The following is a 17,121-nucleotide window of genomic DNA, read 5'->3' on the forward strand; positions in this document are numbered from 1 at the left end:
GTGGTGATGATCGAGACCAGCGCGATGAACGACATCGTGGTCGGCAGCCCGATCACCTGCCCCCACACCTGCGCCCGCTGGCCCTTCCCGAACCGGGTGAAGTCCGGCATGTTCAGCGACAGCGTCGCCCAGAACGCGATCATGCCCATCAGCGACGGCGCGAAGATCTTCCAGAAGTCCGGTCCCCAGCCGAGCTTCGACGGCTGCGACAGGATCGGGCCGAAGCCGCCGGCCTTCACCAGGATTGCCACCATCAGCGCCACGAACGCGATCGTCACCAGCGGCGCCGCCCAGTTCTCGAACCGGCGCAGGCCCTCGATGCCGCGGAAGATCAGCACCATCTGCAGCACCCAGAAGAAGCCGAAGCTCACCCACATCGTCCACGGGTGCCCGCCGATCGCGGCCGCCCCGGTCCAGCTCTTGCCGAACAGTTCGCCGACGATCACGAAGATCGCCTGGCCGCCGATCCAGGTCTGGATCCCGAACCAGCCGCAGGCGATGAACGCCCGCAGCAGCGCCGGGAAGTTCGCGCCGCGGACGCCGTAGAACGCCCGCGCGAAGACCGGGAACGGGATGCCGTACTTCGTGCCCGCGTGACTGTTCAGCAGCAGCGGGACCAGGACGATCAGGTTCCCGAGGGTGATGGTCAGGAACGCCTGCAGCCAGTTCATCCCGAGCGCGACCAGCCCGGACGCGAGCAGGTAGCTCGGGATGTTGTGCGCCATCCCCATCCACAGCGCGGCGTAGTTGTACGTCGACCAGGTCCGCTCGGGCAATCGGGTCGGCGCCAGCTCGGCGTTCGCGTACGGGCTGTCCTGCAGTGCCTCAGGGTCGGTGAGTTCGACCCTTCCGTCGGGATGAACCGTCTGCTGGATCGTGGCCATGCCGTACCACCCCATCCGGTCGGGCGAAGTCCGTTCCGAACAAGTTGCGGGACCGACGACCCGATGTCAACGGAAAGGGCTTATCCAGGTCCCAGCAAGGGCAGTGACGGGCGTTGGGGGGTGCCGAGGGCGGTGTAGCCGCGGCGGATGGCGTCCTGGAGTTTGTCGACCGGCCACGGCCAGTCGTCGGTGTGCTTGAGGGCGTCCTCCAGCGACGTGCCGGCGTGGTGCAGCGTCGAGATCGTGTTCGCGACCCGGCCCAGCTCGATCGCCTGGTCGTGGGCGAACTCGAGGTCGACGACCGCGCCGTGACCCGGGACGATCCGTGCGGTCGGCGGCATCATCCCGACCACGGCCTGGATCGTGTCCGGCCACTCGAGCGGGAACGAGTCCTCGCCGTACGACGGCGGCGCCGACTCCTCGAGCAGGTCGCCGACGAAGAACACCTCGACGTCCGGCACCGAGACCACGGTGTCGCCGGACGTGTGCCCGTTGCCGACGTGCAGCAGCTCGACGCGCCGGTCGCCGAGGTCGATCACCTTGGCGGCGGCGAACGTCGTACCGGCGAGGTTCTCCTCGGCGGCGGCGTTCTCGTGCAGGTAGACCTCGGCGTCGGCGAAGACGCTGTTGCCGGCCACGTGGTCGAAGTGGGCGTGGGTGTTGACGACCCATTTCACCGGGAGGTCGGTGAGCTCACGGATGTCGCCGCGGAGCTTCTCGGCCTCCTCGGTGGTCGCGCGGGTGTCGATCACCAGCACGCCGTCCGCGCCGGCGACCAGGCCGACGTTGAGGTCCCATTCGTCGTACCGGCGGACCCACGTCCGGTCGCCGAGCTCCGTCCAACTCATGCGCCCGACACTACTTGCCCTTGTTACTTGCTGAGCACATCGCCTCTCGCGACCTGGTCCCGCTTGACGCCGCGGAGCAGCAGGCCGACGTTGTCGCCGGCCTTCGCGGTCTGCATGATCTTGCGGAACATCTCGACGCCGGTCACCTCGACCTGCAGCAGCGGCTGCCCGGCTCGGCTGAGCATCACCTGCTCGCCGACCGACACCGTCCCGGTCTGCACCCGCCCGGTCACCACGGTCCCGCGCCCGGTGATCGAGAACACGTCCTCGACCGTCAGGCCGAACGAACCCACCGGCAGGCTGTCCTGCGGCCGGTCCGGAAAGCTGTTCGGTTGCGCGTGGCCGCGCGCCAGCATCTCCTGCGGGTCCATCGGATTCGACCGCTTCCAGAACTTCCAGCCCATGGGGTGAGAGTAGTCCTTGGCAAGCCCTCTCCGGTCGACTTAAGGTCGCAAGTGTTCCGATCGGAACTCCGAAACTTTCGAAGGGTGGCCGGTGTGACGACACGACGTGCGGTGGTGGTGCGGGGTGGCTGGGAAGGGCACTCCCCGGTCGAGGCGACCGATCTGTTCATCCCGCACCTGGAGGCGAACGGGTTCGAGGTGACGGTCTCGGACACGACCGCGGCGTACCTCGAACTCGAGGGCGTCGACCTGGTGCTGCAGTGCGTGACGATGAGCGAGATCGAGCCCGAGCACTTCAAGGGCCTGGAGGCGGCGATCCGGCGCGGTACCGGGTTCGCCGGCTGGCACGGCGGGATCGCGGACTCGTTCCGCAAGAACGTGGACTACAGCTTCATCACCGGCGGGCAGTTCATCGCGCACCCGCACGGCTTCACCGACTACCGGGTCGACATCATCGCCGACCATCCGATTGTCGACGGTATCGAGCACTTCGACGTGCACACCGAGCAGTACTACGTGCACGCCGACCCGACGAACAACGTGCTGGCCACCACCACGTTCGCGTCGCACCCGGACTACCCGTGGATCGAGGGTGCGGTGATGCCGGCGATCTGGACCCGCACCTGGGGCGAGGGCAAGGTCTTCGTCTGCACGGTCGGCCACAAGCTGGACGACCTGGAAACGCCCGAGGTACGGACGATCATCGAGCGGGGGCTGCTGTGGGCGAGCAAGTGACCGGACCGGTGACCAAGGTCGGCATCGTCGGTACGGGCGTCATCTCCGGCACCTACCTGGACCACCTGGCCAAGCTCCCCGGCGTCGAGGTGGCCGCGGTCGCGGACCTCGACCTTTCGCGCGCTCAGGCGATCGCGGACCAGAACCCGGACATCCGCGCGGTGTCGCCGGAGGAGCTGTACACGGCTGACGACATTCAGATTGTCGTCAATCTTACGATCCCGGCGGCCCACGCCTCGGTGCACCAGGCGGCATTGGCGGCCGGCAAGCACGTGTACGGCGAGAAGCCGCTGGCCATGGACCGCGCCGAGGCGGAGCCGCTGCTGAAGTACGCCGCCGCCAACGACCTGCGGATCGGCTGCGCGCCGGACACGGTCCTCGGCACGGGCACCCAGACGGCCCGGGCGGCGATCGACCGCGGCGACATCGGCACCCCGCACGCGGCCACCGCGTTCATGGTGACCCCCGGCCACGAGCTGTGGCACCCGGCGCCCGAGTTCTACTACCGGCGCGGCGGCGGCCCGGTCCTCGACATGGGGCCGTACTACGTGACCAGCCTGGTCACGCTGCTCGGGCCGGTCGTCCGGGTCACCGCCCGTGCGGGCCGGGCCAAGCAGCAGCGGGAAATCCACACCGGCCCGCGGGCCGGGACCGTGTTCGACGTCGAGGTGCCGACCCACGTCACCGGCGTACTGGAGCACGAGTCGGGCGCGCTGACCACCGTGCTGATGTCGTTCGACGTGTGGGCCGGCCGGCTGCCGCGGATCGAGGTCCACGGTACGGACGGCAGCCTGTCGGTGCCGGACCCGAACGGGTTCGACGGGACCGTCGAGCTCGTGACGCCGCAGCAGCGCGAGTGGACCGAGGTGCCGGTCGCCGGTGGGTACGCCGGAGCCGGCCGCGGGGTCGGTGTCGCGGACATGGCCCGGGCGTTGCGGACCGGCGAACCGCACCGCGCGACCGGGGAGCTTGCGTACCACGTGCTCGACGTACTGGAGTCGTTCGTCGACTCCGCCGTACAGGACCAGCCGCTCGACGTGGCCAGTACCGTGACGCGTCCGGCGCCCGTTCCGTTGGGAGCCACGCCCGAGACCGCCTAGACTGGCACTCTGAATGACTGAGTGCCAGTTGTGAGTGCCGAGGGTCTGAAAGGGTGGTGCGCGTGCTGGACGACCGCAAGCTGGATGTGCTCCGCGCCATCGTCGAGGACTACGTCGCGACCCACGAGCCGATCGGGTCGAAGGCACTGGTCGACCGGCACAACCTCGGTGTGTCACCAGCCACCGTGCGTAACGACATGGCGGCGCTGGAGGAGGAGGGGTACATCACCCAGCCGCACACCAGCGCCGGCCGGATCCCGACCGACGCGGGCTACCGGCTGTTCGTCGACAAGCTGAGCACGGTCAAGACGCTGTCGACGGCGGAGAAGAAGGCGATCACGTCGTTCCTGGCCGGCGCGGTCGACCTGGACGACGTGGTCCGGCGTACCGTCCGGCTGCTCGCCCAGATCACCCGCCAGGTCGCCATCGTGCAGTACCCGTCGCTGAACCGGTCCAGCGTGCGGCACATCGAGGTCGTCACGATGACCCCGCGCCGGCTGCTGCTGGTGCTGATCACCAGCAACGGCCGGGTCGAGCAGCGGATCGTCGAGCACCCGCACGACGTCGACGAGCAACTGATCGCGGACCTGCGTTCGCGGCTGAACACGGCACTCGCCGGCCAGCGGCTGACCGACGCGGCCACGTCGCTGACGAACGTGCCCGACCTGTTCGCGCCGTCCGACCGGTCGCTGGTCTCGTCGATCGTCACGACGCTGTTCGAGGCGTTCACCGACGAGGTCGGCGAGCAGCGGATCGCGGTCGGCGGCGCCGCCAACCTGACCCGGTACGGCGACGACTTCGAGCGGAACGTGAAGCCGGTGCTGGAGGCGCTCGAGGAGCACGTCATCCTGCTGAAGCTGCTCGGCGAGGCGACCAACCCGCAGACGCTGACCGTCCGGATCGGCCACGAGAACCCGTACGAGGAGCTGGCCACCACCTCGGTGGTCGCGACCGGGTACGGCTCGAAGTCGGAGGTGCTGGCCACCCTCGGCATCGTCGGACCGACGCACATGGACTACCCGAGCACGATGGGCGCCGTACGGGCCGTCGCGCGCTACGTCAGCCAGATCCTGGCTGAATCATAATGAAGACGAAGACAACCCCCTGGTCTGGAGTATGAGCACCGATTACTACGCCGTCCTAGGTGTCAGCCGCGACGCGTCACCGGACGAGATCAAGAAGGCGTACCGCAAGCTGGCACGCCAGTACCACCCGGACGTGAACGACTCCGAGGACGCGCACCAGAAGTTCCAGGAGATCGGGCGCGCGTTCCAGGTGCTCAGCGACCCGCAGAAGCGGCAGATGCACGACCTCGGCGGCGACCCGTTCGCGTCCGCGGCCGGCGGGCCGGGCGGGGCCGCGGGCTTCGGGCAGGCGTTCACGTTCACCGACATCATGGACGCGTTCTTCGGCCAGACCGGCGGCGCGACCCGCGGGCCGCGGCCGCGCACCCGGCGCGGTCAGGACGCGCTGATCCCGCTGCGGATCGACCTCGCCGAGGCCGCGTTCGGTACGACGCGGGAGCTCAAGGTCGACACCGCCGTACTGTGCCCGACCTGTAGCGGGTCCGGTGCGGCCGCCGGGTCGGAGCCGGTGACCTGCGAGATCTGCCACGGGCGCGGTGAGGTGACGCACACGCAGCGGTCGTTCCTCGGCGAGGTGCGGACGATGCGCCCCTGCCCGAACTGCCGCGGCTACGGCACCACGATCCCGAACCCGTGCGTCGAGTGCTCCGGCGACGGCCGGGTGCGCTCCCGCCGTACCGTCACCGTGAAGATCCCGGGCGGGGTGGACAGCGGGACCCGCGTGCAGCTGTCCGGCCAGGGCGAGGTCGGCCCGGGTGGTGGACCGGCCGGCGACCTGTACGTCGAGATCGAGGTCGAGCCGCACGACATCTTCACCCGCAACGGCGACGACCTGCACTGCACGGTCACGTTGCCGATGACGGCGGCCGCGCTCGGTACGACGATCGACCTGCCGACCCTCGAGGGCGAGACGACCCCGCTGGAGGTCCGGCCCGGTACGCAGTCCGGTACGACGCAGACACTGACCGCGCGCGGCGTACCGAGGTTGCGGCACGCCGGCCGCGGCGACCTGATCGTCCAGGTGATCGTCGAGACCCCCACCAGACTCGACGACGCCCAGGCCGAGCTGCTCCGCCAGCTCGCCGTCGCCCGCGACGAGGAACGCCCGCAAGGCCAGGTCCAGGCCACCCACAAGAGCGTCTTCGGCCGCCTCCGCGACGCCTTCGGCGCCCACTAGCAGTCCCAGTGGGTGTCGCGGTGTTCTTCCTCCCCGACCTGGCCGGGGAGGAGCTGGTGCTCGACGGTGCCGAGGGGCGGCATGCGGCCGTCGTGCGGCGGATCGGGGTGGGGGAACGGATCCGGCTGACGGACGGGCGCGGGGCCTGGGTCGAGGGGGCTGTGGTGGCGGCGTCCAAGGCCGGGGTGACGGTGGCCGTGGACGAGCGGGGGACCGCGGCGTCCCCCGAGCCGCGGGTGGTTGTGGTGCAGGCGGTGCCCAAGGGGGAGCGGGCCGAGTTGGCGGTGGAGATGTTGACCGAGGTGGGGGTCGACGTCATCGTGCCGTGGAACGCGGAGCGCAGCCAGTTCCGGGCCAACCCGGAGCGGGTCGAGAAGATGCTGGCGAAATGGCGGGCGTGGGCGTTCGAGGCGAGCAAGCAGTCGCGGCGGAGCTGGTTCGCCGAGGTCGCGCCGCTCGCGTCCACGGCTGACGTCGCGGAGCGCCTGGCCGCTGCGGCGCTGCCCGTCGTACTGCACGAGGAAGCGACCGTGCCGCTGGCCTCGCTCGAGGCGCCGGCGACCGGCGACATCGTGCTGGTGATCGGCCCCGAGGGCGGTATCGCCCCGGCCGAGCTGGCCGCGTTCGGCAGCACCCCGATCCGCCTCGGCGACACCGTACTGCGCACCTCGACGGCCGGCGTCGCCGCTGCCGCCGTGCTGCTGGCCTCTTCGCGCTGGCAGTAGGCTGTTAGACAGCAGCCGAACACGCGAGGACTGAACCCATGGCCGTCGAAACCGCCAGAGCCCGGACGCTCACGCACGCCGACCCCGCCGAGGTCTCGCTGCAGGCCGCCCTGGACGCCCTCGCCGACCCGGTCCGCCGCTCGATCCTGCGCGACCTGGCCGCCCACGACGACTGGACCCGCGCCTGTGGCACGTTCGACCTCCCGGTCAAGAAGGCGACCGCAAGCCACCACTTCGCCGTACTGCGCTCCGCCGGCCTGATCGAGCAACGCGACGAGGGCGCCCGCCGCCTGAACCGCCTCCGCCGCGCCGAGTTCGAAGCAGCCTTCCCCGGCCTCCTCACGGCCACCATCGACCGCGAAGCCGACTGAGGGCTTACTTCACCAGGATCGCCTTGGTGTCGGTGTCCGTGACGCTGCCGTCCGACGGGGACACGAGGTACACGCTGATCTGCCACGGCCCAGGGCTGAGTGTCAGCTGGAACGCGTACGCCGAGAACGTCTGGCCCTGCTTGGTGCTGATGTAGCTCTTCTTGACCTCGCGGGTCTTCAGGTTCGTCGCCTGGTAGTTGACCGTGGCCTCGTACGCCGCCGCGATACCCTGCACCGTCACCTTGGGCGCCAGCGCCGCGTCCTGGACCGGCGAGTCGATCCAGACCAGCGCCTGAACGTCAGCCGCCTGTGCCCGGTCCAAGGGCTGGGTGGCGTCGATCCGGCCGAACAGCTGCTGCACCGGACGGCCGTTCTGCGTGACCCGGACCGGGGTCTGGTCGTCCTTCAGCGCGCCCTGGACGGTGTAGACCAGCTGCTGCGCCGCGACCCGGGCGACGTCCTCGTCGAGCGTCGTCTTCGGCAGCTGCTTGAAGTCGACGGTGACCTCGTCGTCGTCGCGGGTCACCGTGTTCACCGCGGCCCCGCGCCAGACCGAGTAGTAGTCCGGGTCGGCCGGGTTCTTCGTGGTCATGATCCGGACCGCCTGCTCCGCCGGGTGACCGCTCACCTTCGACCAGGTGCGGTACAGCCGGGTGGACGTCTTCTTCTGCGCGCCCACCTGCGTGCCGAGCCAGTAGACCGGGACCAGTGTGTCGTGCACGGACGCCTCCGGTACGCCACGCGTCTTGGCGGGCAAGGGGGAGGCGGTCAGGATCGACGGGGCCGGGGACTCCGGGAGGGCGGCGGAGGTGGTGGGCTGTCCGGCCACCGACTCGCCGTCGTTGGCGGTGGTGTCGGTGTGGGTGAAGACGGTGAAGGCGCCGATCGCCGCGGCGGTGCCGATCGCGGCGACCCCGGCGGTCAGGAACCAGGGACGATGGGTGGACGGGCGCTGGGCGTGCGCGCGGGTGCGGATCTCCAGCAGTGCGTCGGCCGGCTCGATCCGGTCCGCCTCCTCGTGGAGGGCGCGGCGGATCAGCTCGTCGAACGGGTCGTGGGACTTGTCGTTCATGCGTTCTGCTCCAGGAGCTGGCGCAGCGACTTGGTCGCGCGCGCGGCGTGGCTCTTCACCGAGCCCCGGCTGATGCCCATCGTGTCGGCGATCTCCGCCTCCGACAGGTCACCGTAGTACCGCAGCACCATCACGGTGCGTTGCTTCTCCGGCAGGGTGCGCATCGCCTCGATGACCCGGTCGGTCTCCTCGGTCCGCAGTACCGCCTGCTCGGCGCTCGGTTCGTCGGGCAGCGCCCTGGGGGTGTGCTTGTCCACCACGACCAGGTGCCGCTGGCGGGACCGGCAGCGGTTCACCACCGCGGTCCGCAGGTAGGCGAGTGCCTTGTGCGGATCGCGCAGCCGGTTCCAGCGGCCGTGCATGGCGACGAACGCGTCCTGCACGATCTCCTCGGCCGTGCCGGTGTCGCGCAGCAGTAAGCTGCCGAGGCGGACGAGCGAGGCGTAGTGCGCGGTGTAGACGGCCGTCAGCGCCTCGTCGGCATCCCACGAGGACTCATGTGTCACGCACTCTTCGTACACCACGGCCGGTTGTGCCACGAAAAGACGACGCCAAGGCCGTGTCCCAGGTTGACAACAGGATGCCCCGATCTGATGAGAACCTGAGGAGATGCAGCAGCGCGGCGACAGCGAGTGGTCGGGTCATCACGAGATCACGTACGCCGCCGTCGACCGCCTCTACCGGCACCTGGCCGCGCCGGACGGCACGGTCCGCGGCGTGACCCAGGAGCGGTACGCCGCCGCGCTCGACAAGGCGCAGGCGCACCAGGACCGCCCGCTCGGCGCGGGCGTGATCAAGAACTTCAACGGCACCGGGCTGCCGTTCCCGTACGCCGGGCCCGGCCCGACGATGCACTCGGCGTACGCGAACCCGGACGCCCAGCGCGAGCACTTCATGGCGGACCCGTACCGCGAAGGCCCGGACAACCTGCACAGCAATACCGAGTACATCCATGAGCAGCTCGGTGCCGCGCACGGGTCGGGCGCCGACGAGTTCGCGCACCTGGGCGCGGCCGCACACGCCTTGCAGGACAGCTACTCCGGCGCGCACGCCTGGCGGGAGGACTCGGTGTACGACGGGGACGTGAATGCGCCCGTACAGTCGCTGCACGTGTTCACGCCGTCGCACGCGGTTGGTGCCGGCGACGGGAAGAACACGCATTCGGACGAGTTCGACCGGCCGCCGGTGGACTCCGGGTCAACCCGGGCCGCGATCGAGGCGACGTACCGGATGCTGCGCAGTTACGAGCAGAACCGCGAACTGGCGCCGGACGCGGCCGACCGGGCGCGGCGCTCCGACCTCGGGCCGATGCTGCGCTCGTCGCCGTCCGGTGTGGCGGTCAACCTGCAACCGAGCCGCGCATGGACCGCCGAGCGGAACCGGCGGCTGGCGCTCGAGCACGGCGTCATGCGGCCCGGCCCGGAGGCCGACGAGCTCGCGCGGCTCGCCGGCGTGCTGTCCCCGAACCCGGCCGCCGGTCAGGCCGCCGGGCACGCCGGGCCCGTGCCGAGCGCCACGTCCGGAACTCCCGAGCGGCCGCCCGGGAGGGTGTCGCGGGGAATTGCACGTGAGGGTGTCGGTCGGGACGGCTAGCATGGAAGCTCCCATCACCAGTCCTCAGGAGGAAGAGCCTGTCCAGGCCACGCAGTATCGAACCGGAGACGCGCCAGAACGGAGCAGTCGCAGGCGCGACCACCGCCACGCAGGCATCCCACAAGATCGTCGTGCCGAACAGCATCGACATGGTGGCCCTGCTCGGAGCCCGGGACGAGTTCCTCCGCATCGTCGAGAAGGAGTTCGCCGCCGACATCATGGTCCGCGGCAACGAGATCACGCTGGTCGGTGAGCCCGCCGAGCTGGCGCTCACCGAACGCCTGGTCGACGAGCTGATCGCGGTGATCCGCACCGGGCACGGGCTGACCGCCGACTCCGTCGAGCGCAGCATCGCGATGATCAAGCAGGCGACCGCGGAGAGCCCGCGCGACGTCCTGACCCAGAACATCCTGTCCAGCCGCGGCCGGACCATCCGGCCGAAGACGCTGAACCAGAAGCGGTACGTCGACGCGATCGACAAGAACACGATCGTGTTCGGCATCGGCCCGGCCGGTACCGGCAAGACCTACCTGGCGGTCGCCAAGGCGGTCCAGGCGCTGCAGGCCAAGGAGGTCAACCGGATCATCCTGACCCGGCCGGCCGTCGAGGCCGGCGAGCGGCTCGGGTTCCTGCCCGGCACCCTGTCGGAGAAGATCGACCCGTACCTGCGGCCGCTGTACGACGCCCTGCACGACATGCTCGACCCGGAGTCCATCCCGCGGCTGATGACCGCCGGCACGATCGAGATCGCGCCGCTGGCCTACATGCGCGGCCGGACGCTGAACGACGCCTACATCATCCTGGACGAGGCGCAGAACACCTCGCCCGAGCAGATGAAGATGTTCCTCACCCGGCTCGGGTTCGGCTCGAAGATGGTGGTGACCGGCGACGTCACCCAGGTCGACCTGCCGAACGGCACCAACTCGGGCCTCAAGGTCGTGCAGGAAATTCTCGAAGGCGTGCAGGATCTGGGATTCTGCCGGTTGACATCGCACGACGTGGTCCGGCACAAGCTGGTCGGCCGGATCGTGTCGGCGTACGAAAACTACGAAGGCAGTGCTGATTCCCACCGATGAACGTCGAGGTCAACAACGAGTCCGGCGTGGAGATCGACGCGCACGGACTGATGCGGCTCAGCCGGTTCGTGATGTCGTCCCTGCGGCTGCACCCGGAGTGTGAGCTGTCGATCAAGCTGGTCGACGAGGACACCATGGCGCGGTACCACGTCGAGTTCCTGGACCTGCCGGGCCCGACCGACGTGATGTCGTGGCCGATGGACGAGCTGCGCCCGGGGTCCGACGGCGACCCGGACGACGACCTGCCGCTCGGGCACCTGGGCGACATCGCCCTGTGCCCGACGGTGGCCGCCGCCCAGGGCGCGAAGGCCGGCCACGGCACCTGGGCCGAGCTCGAGCTGCTCACCGTGCACGGCATCCTGCACCTGCTCGGCTACGACCACGCGGAACCCGCCGAGAAGGCGGAGATGTGGGACGTCCAGGGCCGCCTGCTGGAAGCATGGCGAGCACCTGGAAATCGTCTAGAGGCGTGATACTCCCATGACTTACCACGACCTGGTTCTGCTGGTTGTGGCCGCGGTGCTCGTGCTGCTCGCCGGGTTGTTCGCCGGCGCGGAGGCGGCCCTGTCGTCGTACTCGAAGGTGCGGGCGAACGAGCAGGTCGAGCTGGGCAACCTGCGCGCGGTCCGGCTGCGTGACCTGCTGTCGGACGCCCCGCGGTACCTGAACTCGCTGCTCCTGCTCCGGCTCAGCTGCGAGATCACCGCGATCGTGCTGGTCACCCAGGCGCTGTCCGGGGTGCTCTCGGTCACCTGGGAGCACATCCTGATCACCGCGGTGGTGATGGTGCTGATCTCGTACGTGATCATCGGCGTCGCGCCGCGCACCCTCGGCCGCCAGCACTCGGACCGGTTCGCGATCCTGTCGGCCGGCCCGGTGATGGCGCTGACCCGGATCCTCGGACCGCTGCCGAAGCTGCTGATCATGATCGGCAACGCGCTCACCCCCGGCAAGGGGTTCGCCGAGGGCCCGTTCGCGACCGAGGCGGAGCTGCGGGCGCTGGTCGACTACGCGGAGAAGTCCGCGGTGATCGAGTCCGGCGAGCGGCAGATGATCCACTCGGTGTTCGAGCTCGGCGACACCATCGTCCGCGAGGTGATGGTGCCGCGCACCGACATGGTCTACATCGAGAAGCACAAGAAGCTCCGCCAGCTCACCTCGCTGGCGCTGCGCTCCGGCTTCTCCCGGATCCCGGTGATCGGCGAGTCCCTGGACGACATCGTCGGTGTCGTCTACCTCAAGGACGTGATGCGCCGGGTCTACGACAATGCCAACGCCGAATCGACCGAGCGGGTCGAGTCGGTGATGCGGCGGTGCATGTACGTCCCGGACTCCAAGCCCGCCGACGAGCTGCTCCGCGAGATGCAGGCCGCCCGGATGCACCTGGCGATCGTCGTCGACGAGTACGGCGGCACCGCGGGGCTGGTGGCGATCGAGGACATCCTGGAGGAGATCGTCGGCGAGATCACCGACGAGTACGACGAGGACCCGGACTCGGTGCAGCAGCTGTCCGACGGCGCGTACCGGGTCTCCAGCCGGCTGCCGATCGACGAGCTCGGCGAGCTGTTCGGTGTACCGCTGGACGACGACGACGTGGACACCGTCGGCGGCCTGATGGCCAAACTGCTCGGCAAGGTGCCGATCCCCGGCGCCGAGGTCACCATCGAGGGCCTGTCGCTGACCGCGGAGCGGCCGTCCGGCCGCCGGAACCAGGTAGGTACGGTTCTGGTACGGCGCGAGGAGCCGAACCCCGCGCCGCACGACCAGAACCACCAGCACGCCTGAGGAGCACCACTTGTCTGACCTGTCCGCCGAGGACGCGAAACTCGTCACGCTGGCCCGCGCCGCCCGCGCCCGTACCCGTGCGCTCGAAGGCGCCGCCGTACGGGACTCCGACGGCCGCACGTATGCCGCCTGCACCGTGGCTCTCGACACCGTCGAGCTGACCGCGCTGCAGCTCGCGGTCGCGATGGCGCTCGCGTCCGGGGTGAAGGGTCTGGAGGCGGCCGCGGTGGTCACCGAGGACGGAGCCGTGGACGAGGCCGTGGACGTCAATGTCGTACGGCACTTCGCCGGCGCCAACATTCCCGTAGTAGTTGCCCTGGGCACCGGAGAGGTCCGCGATGTCGTCCACACCTGAGAACTTCAAGTCCGGTTTCGCCTGTTTCGTCGGGCGGCCCAACGCCGGCAAGTCCACGCTCACCAACGCGCTGGTCGGCCGGAAGATCGTGATCACCTCGTCGAAGCCGCAGACCACCCGGCACGCGGTGCGCGGCATCGTGCACCGGCCCGACGCCCAGCTCGTGCTGGTGGACACGCCCGGGCTGCACAAGCCGCGCACGCTGCTCGGCGAGCGGCTGAACGACCTGGTCAAGACCACCTGGGCCGAGGTCGACGTGATCGCGGTCTGCCTGCCGGCCAGCGACAGGATCGGCCCCGGCGACCGGTTCCTGGTCGGCGAGGCGGCCAAGGTCGCGAAGACCCCGAAGGTCGCGCTCGCCACCAAGGCCGACCTGGTCGCGCCGGACCGGATGGTCGAGCACCTCGCCGAGATCGCGGCGCTGGGGGAGTCGGTCGGGATCGAGTGGGCCGCGGTGATCCCGGTCTCCGCGACGTCCGGGTTCCAGGTGGACGTGGTCGCGGACGAGCTGGTGAAGCTGCTGCCGGAGGGCTTCCCGCTCTACCCGGACGGCGACATCACCGACGAGCCCGAGGAGACGCTGGTCGCGGAGCTGATCCGGGAGGCCGCGCTGGAGGGCGTCCGGGACGAGCTGCCGCACTCGATCGCGGTCACCATCGACGAGATGAACCTGCGCGAGGACCGTCCCGAGGACAAGCCGCTGCTGGACGTGTACGCGAACATCTTCCTCGAGCGGGAGAGCCAGAAGGGCATCGTGATCGGTCACAAGGGCGCCCGCCTGCGCGAGGTCGGCGCGGCCGCCCGGAAGCAGATCGAGGCCCTGCTCGGGACGCCGGTGTACCTCGATCTGCACGTCAAGATCGCGAAGAACTGGCAGACCGACGCGAAGAACCTGCGGAAGCTGGGCTTCTGATGATCCTGCGGAACCCTGTGTACGCCGCCCTGACCGGGCCGCACGCGTCCTTCGCCGACGTGTCGGGCAACGCCCGCCGCTACCCGGCCGCGGTCGCGCCGTTCCTCGGGATGCCGGACGAGCTGACCGACGCCGACTGGGCCGACGCGGCCGAGCTGCTCCGGGCCGGGGGACCGGCCGCGCTGATGCGGCCGGAGTTCGAGGTGCCGGACGGGATCAAGATCGACAAGGTGTTCGACCTGGTCCAGTTCACCGCGCCGGACGGCCTGGCCGCCGCGGATCCGGAGACGGTCGTGCTCGGCGCGGACGACGTACCGGACATGCTGGCGCTGGTCGCGCTGACCGATCCGGGCCCGTTCCGCAGCCGCACGATCGAGCTCGGCACGTACCGCGGGATCCGCCGCGCCGGTGAGCTGATCGCGATGGCCGGGATGCGTTTCAGCCTGCCGGGGTACGTCGAGATCAGCGCGGTCTGCACGCACCCGTCGGCCCGCGGCGAAGGCCTCGCGACCCGGCTGATCCGGGCGGTCGCCGCGGACATCACGGCGACCGGCCGGCACCCGTTCCTGCACACCGGCGGCACCAACACCACCGCGATCCGCCTCTACAACTCCCTCGGCTTCACCCTCTCCAACGAGATGAAGGTAACGATCGTCGAGGCGATCTAGAGGGTCTTCTGGTAGTCGAGGATGCGCGCGACGATGTGGTAGTTGAGCGCCTTGTTGATGCCGATCATGTGGTCGTTGGACTCGGCGTTCCAGGTGTCGATCTGGGTCAGCGCGGGCTCCTGCTCGCGTAGCCAGAGCAGCATCGCGGACTTGAGCAGGGCGCCCAGGCGGTGGCCGCGGTGGTCCCGGGAGACCGCGGTGTCGTGCTGCTCGCCGAGGTACGGGCGTTCCCGCTCGACGGCGACGACCGTGTGGCCGGCCAGGTCGCCGGTGTCCTTCCGCCGGGCGACCACCCGGTACACGGTGCGGTCGCTCTTCGCCTGCGCCTCCTCGTACGCCCGCAGCCGCTCCGGGCTGTAGACGTCGTCCTCCAGGTCGAGGTCGTCCCTCGGCGCGTCGTTGATCGACTCGGTCACCGCGACCATGCCCTCGAGCAGGTCCTCGGGCAGCGGGCCGGTGAGCCTCAGCAGCTCGTACGCCGACGCGGCGGTCAGCGACTCGTCGTACATCCGCTGCACGAGGCCCCAGTCGAGACCGGCCAGGTCCTGGCGGCGGTTCACCTCGACCGACTTCTGTATGTATCCGTGCCGCCGGGCGAACGCCTCCGCCTTCGGCAGGTCGAGCCCGCCGAAGCCCGTGATCGTCCGGCCGAGGTCCCGGGTCACCTGCTCGCCGTACTCGATCAGCGCGGACCCGATCCCGCGGCCGCGGTGGTCGGGGTGCACCTTGACGTCGAGCCAGGCGTGGTCGGTGTTCTCGTACTGCGGGAGGTCGACCGTCAGCACGCCGACGGCCGTGTCGCCCTCGCTGGCCAGGTACGCCTGCGGGGGCTCCAGGTCCCAGCCGTACCGCAGCATGTTCGCGAAGGTCCGCGGGGTGTGCTGCACGAACTCCGGGCAGTCCAGCTTCCACCCGGCCGAGTCGACCGCGACAGCCTCCGCGCATCCGACCTCGTCGTCGGGGGACAGCTTGATGATCTTCACGCCCCCAGCGTCCACCGGAACGCGTGGTCCCGCATCTGGTTTATCCCGGGCTCGGCATCCCGTACGCGTGGTCCACCGTCATCGAGAACATCAGCCGCTTGTCCCGCACCATCACCGCGCGGTACTCGTCCCAGTCCGGGTGTTCGCCCGAGGCGATCCGGTAGTAGTCGACCAGGTCCTCGACCACCGCGTCGTGCGGATCCGCCGCCACCTCGCTGAGCTGCGCCTTGCCCTCCAGCACGAGGTACGACCGGCCGCCGGACCCGTTCACGTACAGGCTGGCCCGCGGATCCCGCCGCAAGTTCTTCGTCTTCGCCCGCCCGTCCGTCAACGAGACCCGCACCCGGCTGCCGTCGAACACATAGGTGACGTTCGACAGTTGCGGCCGCCCATCCCGCTTGATCGTCACCAGCACGCCGAGCCCGTGCGTACCGACCCGGTCCAGAAGAGTTTCCGTCATACCGCAACCTTAGGAGCTCAACCGTTCTTGAAGGCAAGGAACGGTTTCACCTCGGCGAGCCACCGGTCCGGGGTGTGGGTGTGGATGCGGTGGCCGGCTTCGATCGTGGTGATTGTTGCCTGGGGCATCGTGGTGGCGAGGAGGCGGAAGCGGGTCTGGTCGAGGTGGCTCTTCGGGCCGCCGGCCAGGATCAGGGTGGGGGCGGTGACGGCGGGCAGGCCGGACCACCAGGTCGGGTTCGGTCGGCGGAGGTCGGTGATGACGTCGCGGAGCAGCGTGGGGTCGCAGCGGCGGCGGGCCAGCCAGCCGGTGACGAGGAGGGCGAGGCGCGGGAGTTCGCGAGTGGTCGGGGCGCCGTCGGCGGTGGTGCGTGGCGGGATCGGGATCTCTTCGAGTACGAGGCGATCGACGCGGTCGGGCTGGGCGACGGCGACGGCGCTGGCCACGAACGCGCCGAGCGAGTTCCCGATCAGCGTGATCCGGCCGAGGCCGTCGAGGTCGCGCAGTACCTGATCGCGGAAGTCGTCGAGGCGGTACGGGCGACGTCGGGGCGCGGTGCCGTGGCCGAGCAGCGCAGGGCAGTGCACGCGGTACCCGAGCGCCTCGAACTCGGGCACGAAACGGTCCCACGTCTCCGGGCCGCTGGTGCCGGCATGCAGACACACCAGATCCTTCATGTCTCAGTCCTACTCACCAGAAGTACGCCGGCCACCACCACGGCCAGCCCGGCAATCCGTGGTCGCTCACGCAGTACGAACGCGCCGATCAGGGCACCTAGTACGACGTTCAGCGTCCGGCCGACCGCGACGGTGCTGACCGACGCGAACGACAGCGCGACCAGCACCAGTCCGTAGCTGGCCGGCATCAGCACGGCGATCGGCAACGCC

Annotated in this window: 22 protein-coding genes; 13 read left to right on the forward strand and 9 right to left on the reverse strand. The window is 69.8% G+C overall.

Annotated features, from left to right (window positions below; all coding sequences use genetic code 11):
• The 3 genes from VFF46_RS23215 to VFF46_RS23225 form a co-directional block, all read right to left on the reverse strand.
• Positions 1–884: cytosine permease (locus VFF46_RS23215; protein WP_325039301.1), on the reverse strand; the 884-nt coding region annotated here is incomplete at its 3' end.
• 80 nt (positions 885–964) lie between these two features.
• Positions 965–1,732 carry an MBL fold metallo-hydrolase gene (locus VFF46_RS23220; protein ID WP_325039302.1) on the reverse strand — a complete coding sequence of 256 codons (768 nt, stop codon included), beginning with the start codon at positions 1,730–1,732 and terminating at the stop codon, positions 965–967.
• Between the two features lie 23 nt (positions 1,733–1,755).
• On the reverse strand, positions 1,756–2,136 hold the full coding sequence (locus tag VFF46_RS23225) for an EF-Tu/IF-2/RF-3 family GTPase (protein ID WP_325039303.1): 381 nt from the start codon (positions 2,134–2,136) through the stop codon (positions 1,756–1,758).
• A gap of 93 nt (positions 2,137–2,229) precedes the next feature.
• Here VFF46_RS23225 and VFF46_RS23230 point away from each other — a divergent pair, with 93 nt between their 5' ends.
• The 6 genes from VFF46_RS23230 to VFF46_RS23255 all read left to right on the forward strand — a co-directional run bounded on the left by VFF46_RS23230 (position 2,230) and on the right by VFF46_RS23255 (position 7,329).
• Positions 2,230–2,871, forward strand: a complete 642-nt coding sequence (locus VFF46_RS23230) for a ThuA domain-containing protein (protein WP_325039304.1) — start codon at positions 2,230–2,232, stop codon at positions 2,869–2,871.
• Complete coding sequence (locus VFF46_RS23235) at positions 2,868–3,971, forward strand: Gfo/Idh/MocA family oxidoreductase (protein ID WP_325039305.1); 1,104 nt, start codon at positions 2,868–2,870, stop codon at positions 3,969–3,971. Before VFF46_RS23230 ends, VFF46_RS23235 begins: the two co-directional genes overlap by 4 nt.
• A 62-nt stretch (positions 3,972–4,033) precedes the next feature.
• Positions 4,034–5,056: a heat-inducible transcriptional repressor HrcA gene (hrcA, locus tag VFF46_RS23240; RefSeq protein ID WP_325039306.1), complete on the forward strand. Its 1,023-nt coding sequence runs from the start codon at positions 4,034–4,036 to the stop codon at positions 5,054–5,056.
• A gap of 31 nt (positions 5,057–5,087) precedes the next feature.
• Complete coding sequence (gene dnaJ, locus VFF46_RS23245) at positions 5,088–6,233, forward strand: molecular chaperone DnaJ (protein WP_325039307.1); 1,146 nt, start codon at positions 5,088–5,090, stop codon at positions 6,231–6,233.
• 8 nt (positions 6,234–6,241) lie between these two features.
• Positions 6,242–6,958 carry a 16S rRNA (uracil(1498)-N(3))-methyltransferase gene (locus VFF46_RS23250; protein WP_325039308.1) on the forward strand — a complete coding sequence of 239 codons (717 nt, stop codon included), beginning with the start codon at positions 6,242–6,244 and terminating at the stop codon, positions 6,956–6,958.
• 38 nt (positions 6,959–6,996) lie between these two features.
• The gene (locus VFF46_RS23255) at positions 6,997–7,329 is read left to right on the forward strand and encodes a helix-turn-helix domain-containing protein (protein ID WP_325039309.1); all 333 of its coding nucleotides are present in this window, start codon (positions 6,997–6,999) and stop codon (positions 7,327–7,329) included.
• A gap of 4 nt (positions 7,330–7,333) precedes the next feature.
• Here VFF46_RS23255 and VFF46_RS23260 read toward each other — a convergent pair whose 3' ends face one another.
• Complete coding sequence (locus VFF46_RS23260; protein WP_325039310.1) at positions 7,334–8,401, reverse strand: Gmad2 immunoglobulin-like domain-containing protein; 1,068 nt, start codon at positions 8,399–8,401, stop codon at positions 7,334–7,336.
• Positions 8,398–8,907 carry a SigE family RNA polymerase sigma factor gene (locus VFF46_RS23265; protein ID WP_325039311.1) on the reverse strand — a complete coding sequence of 170 codons (510 nt, stop codon included), beginning with the start codon at positions 8,905–8,907 and terminating at the stop codon, positions 8,398–8,400. Before VFF46_RS23265 ends, VFF46_RS23260 begins: the two co-directional genes overlap by 4 nt.
• A gap of 103 nt (positions 8,908–9,010) precedes the next feature.
• Between VFF46_RS23265 and VFF46_RS23270 the strand changes: the two genes are divergently transcribed.
• From VFF46_RS23270 to VFF46_RS23300, 7 genes are all read left to right on the forward strand, one after another.
• The gene (locus tag VFF46_RS23270) at positions 9,011–9,994 is read left to right on the forward strand and encodes a hypothetical protein (RefSeq protein WP_325039312.1); all 984 of its coding nucleotides are present in this window, start codon (positions 9,011–9,013) and stop codon (positions 9,992–9,994) included.
• 149 nt (positions 9,995–10,143) lie between these two features.
• A complete protein-coding gene (locus tag VFF46_RS23275) occupies positions 10,144–11,070 on the forward strand; it encodes a PhoH family protein (RefSeq protein ID WP_325039321.1) in 927 nt (308 codons plus the stop codon).
• Positions 11,067–11,543, forward strand: coding sequence for an rRNA maturation RNase YbeY (gene ybeY, locus VFF46_RS23280; protein ID WP_325039313.1), 477 nt, complete (start codon positions 11,067–11,069; stop codon positions 11,541–11,543). Before VFF46_RS23275 ends, ybeY begins: the two co-directional genes overlap by 4 nt.
• Before the next feature lie 7 nt (positions 11,544–11,550).
• Positions 11,551–12,855 carry a hemolysin family protein gene (locus VFF46_RS23285; protein WP_325039314.1) on the forward strand — a complete coding sequence of 435 codons (1,305 nt, stop codon included), beginning with the start codon at positions 11,551–11,553 and terminating at the stop codon, positions 12,853–12,855.
• A 10-nt stretch (positions 12,856–12,865) separates the two neighbouring features.
• Positions 12,866–13,210: a cytidine deaminase gene (locus VFF46_RS23290; protein ID WP_325039315.1), complete on the forward strand. Its 345-nt coding sequence runs from the start codon at positions 12,866–12,868 to the stop codon at positions 13,208–13,210.
• Entirely contained in the window at positions 13,194–14,123 is a 930-nt protein-coding gene (gene era / locus VFF46_RS23295; protein ID WP_325039316.1) for a GTPase Era, read from the forward strand. The genes VFF46_RS23290 and era overlap by 17 nt, the downstream gene beginning before the upstream one ends.
• Positions 14,123–14,791: a GNAT family N-acetyltransferase gene (locus tag VFF46_RS23300; protein ID WP_325039317.1), complete on the forward strand. Its 669-nt coding sequence runs from the start codon at positions 14,123–14,125 to the stop codon at positions 14,789–14,791. Before era ends, VFF46_RS23300 begins: the two co-directional genes overlap by 1 nt.
• Here VFF46_RS23300 and VFF46_RS23305 read toward each other — a convergent pair.
• The 4 genes from VFF46_RS23305 to VFF46_RS23320 all read right to left on the reverse strand — a co-directional run.
• Positions 14,788–15,774: a GNAT family N-acetyltransferase gene (locus tag VFF46_RS23305; protein ID WP_325039318.1), complete on the reverse strand. Its 987-nt coding sequence runs from the start codon at positions 15,772–15,774 to the stop codon at positions 14,788–14,790. The two genes, VFF46_RS23300 and VFF46_RS23305, sit on opposite strands and share 4 nt — an antisense overlap.
• 40 nt (positions 15,775–15,814) lie before the next feature.
• Positions 15,815–16,234 carry a PPOX class F420-dependent oxidoreductase gene (locus VFF46_RS23310; protein WP_325039319.1) on the reverse strand — a complete coding sequence of 140 codons (420 nt, stop codon included), beginning with the start codon at positions 16,232–16,234 and terminating at the stop codon, positions 15,815–15,817.
• 17 nt (positions 16,235–16,251) lie between these two features.
• Positions 16,252–16,911, reverse strand: a complete 660-nt coding sequence (locus VFF46_RS23315) for an alpha/beta fold hydrolase (RefSeq protein WP_325039320.1) — start codon at positions 16,909–16,911, stop codon at positions 16,252–16,254.
• The coding region (locus VFF46_RS23320; RefSeq protein ID WP_414673083.1) for a hypothetical protein at positions 16,908–17,121 on the reverse strand (214 nt) is incomplete at its 5' end. The genes VFF46_RS23320 and VFF46_RS23315, both read right to left, overlap by 4 nt.

The sequence above is a fragment of the Kribbella sp. genome (assembly GCF_035655035.1).
In the GTDB taxonomy this organism is placed as follows: Bacteria; Actinomycetota; Actinomycetes; order Propionibacteriales; family Kribbellaceae; genus Kribbella.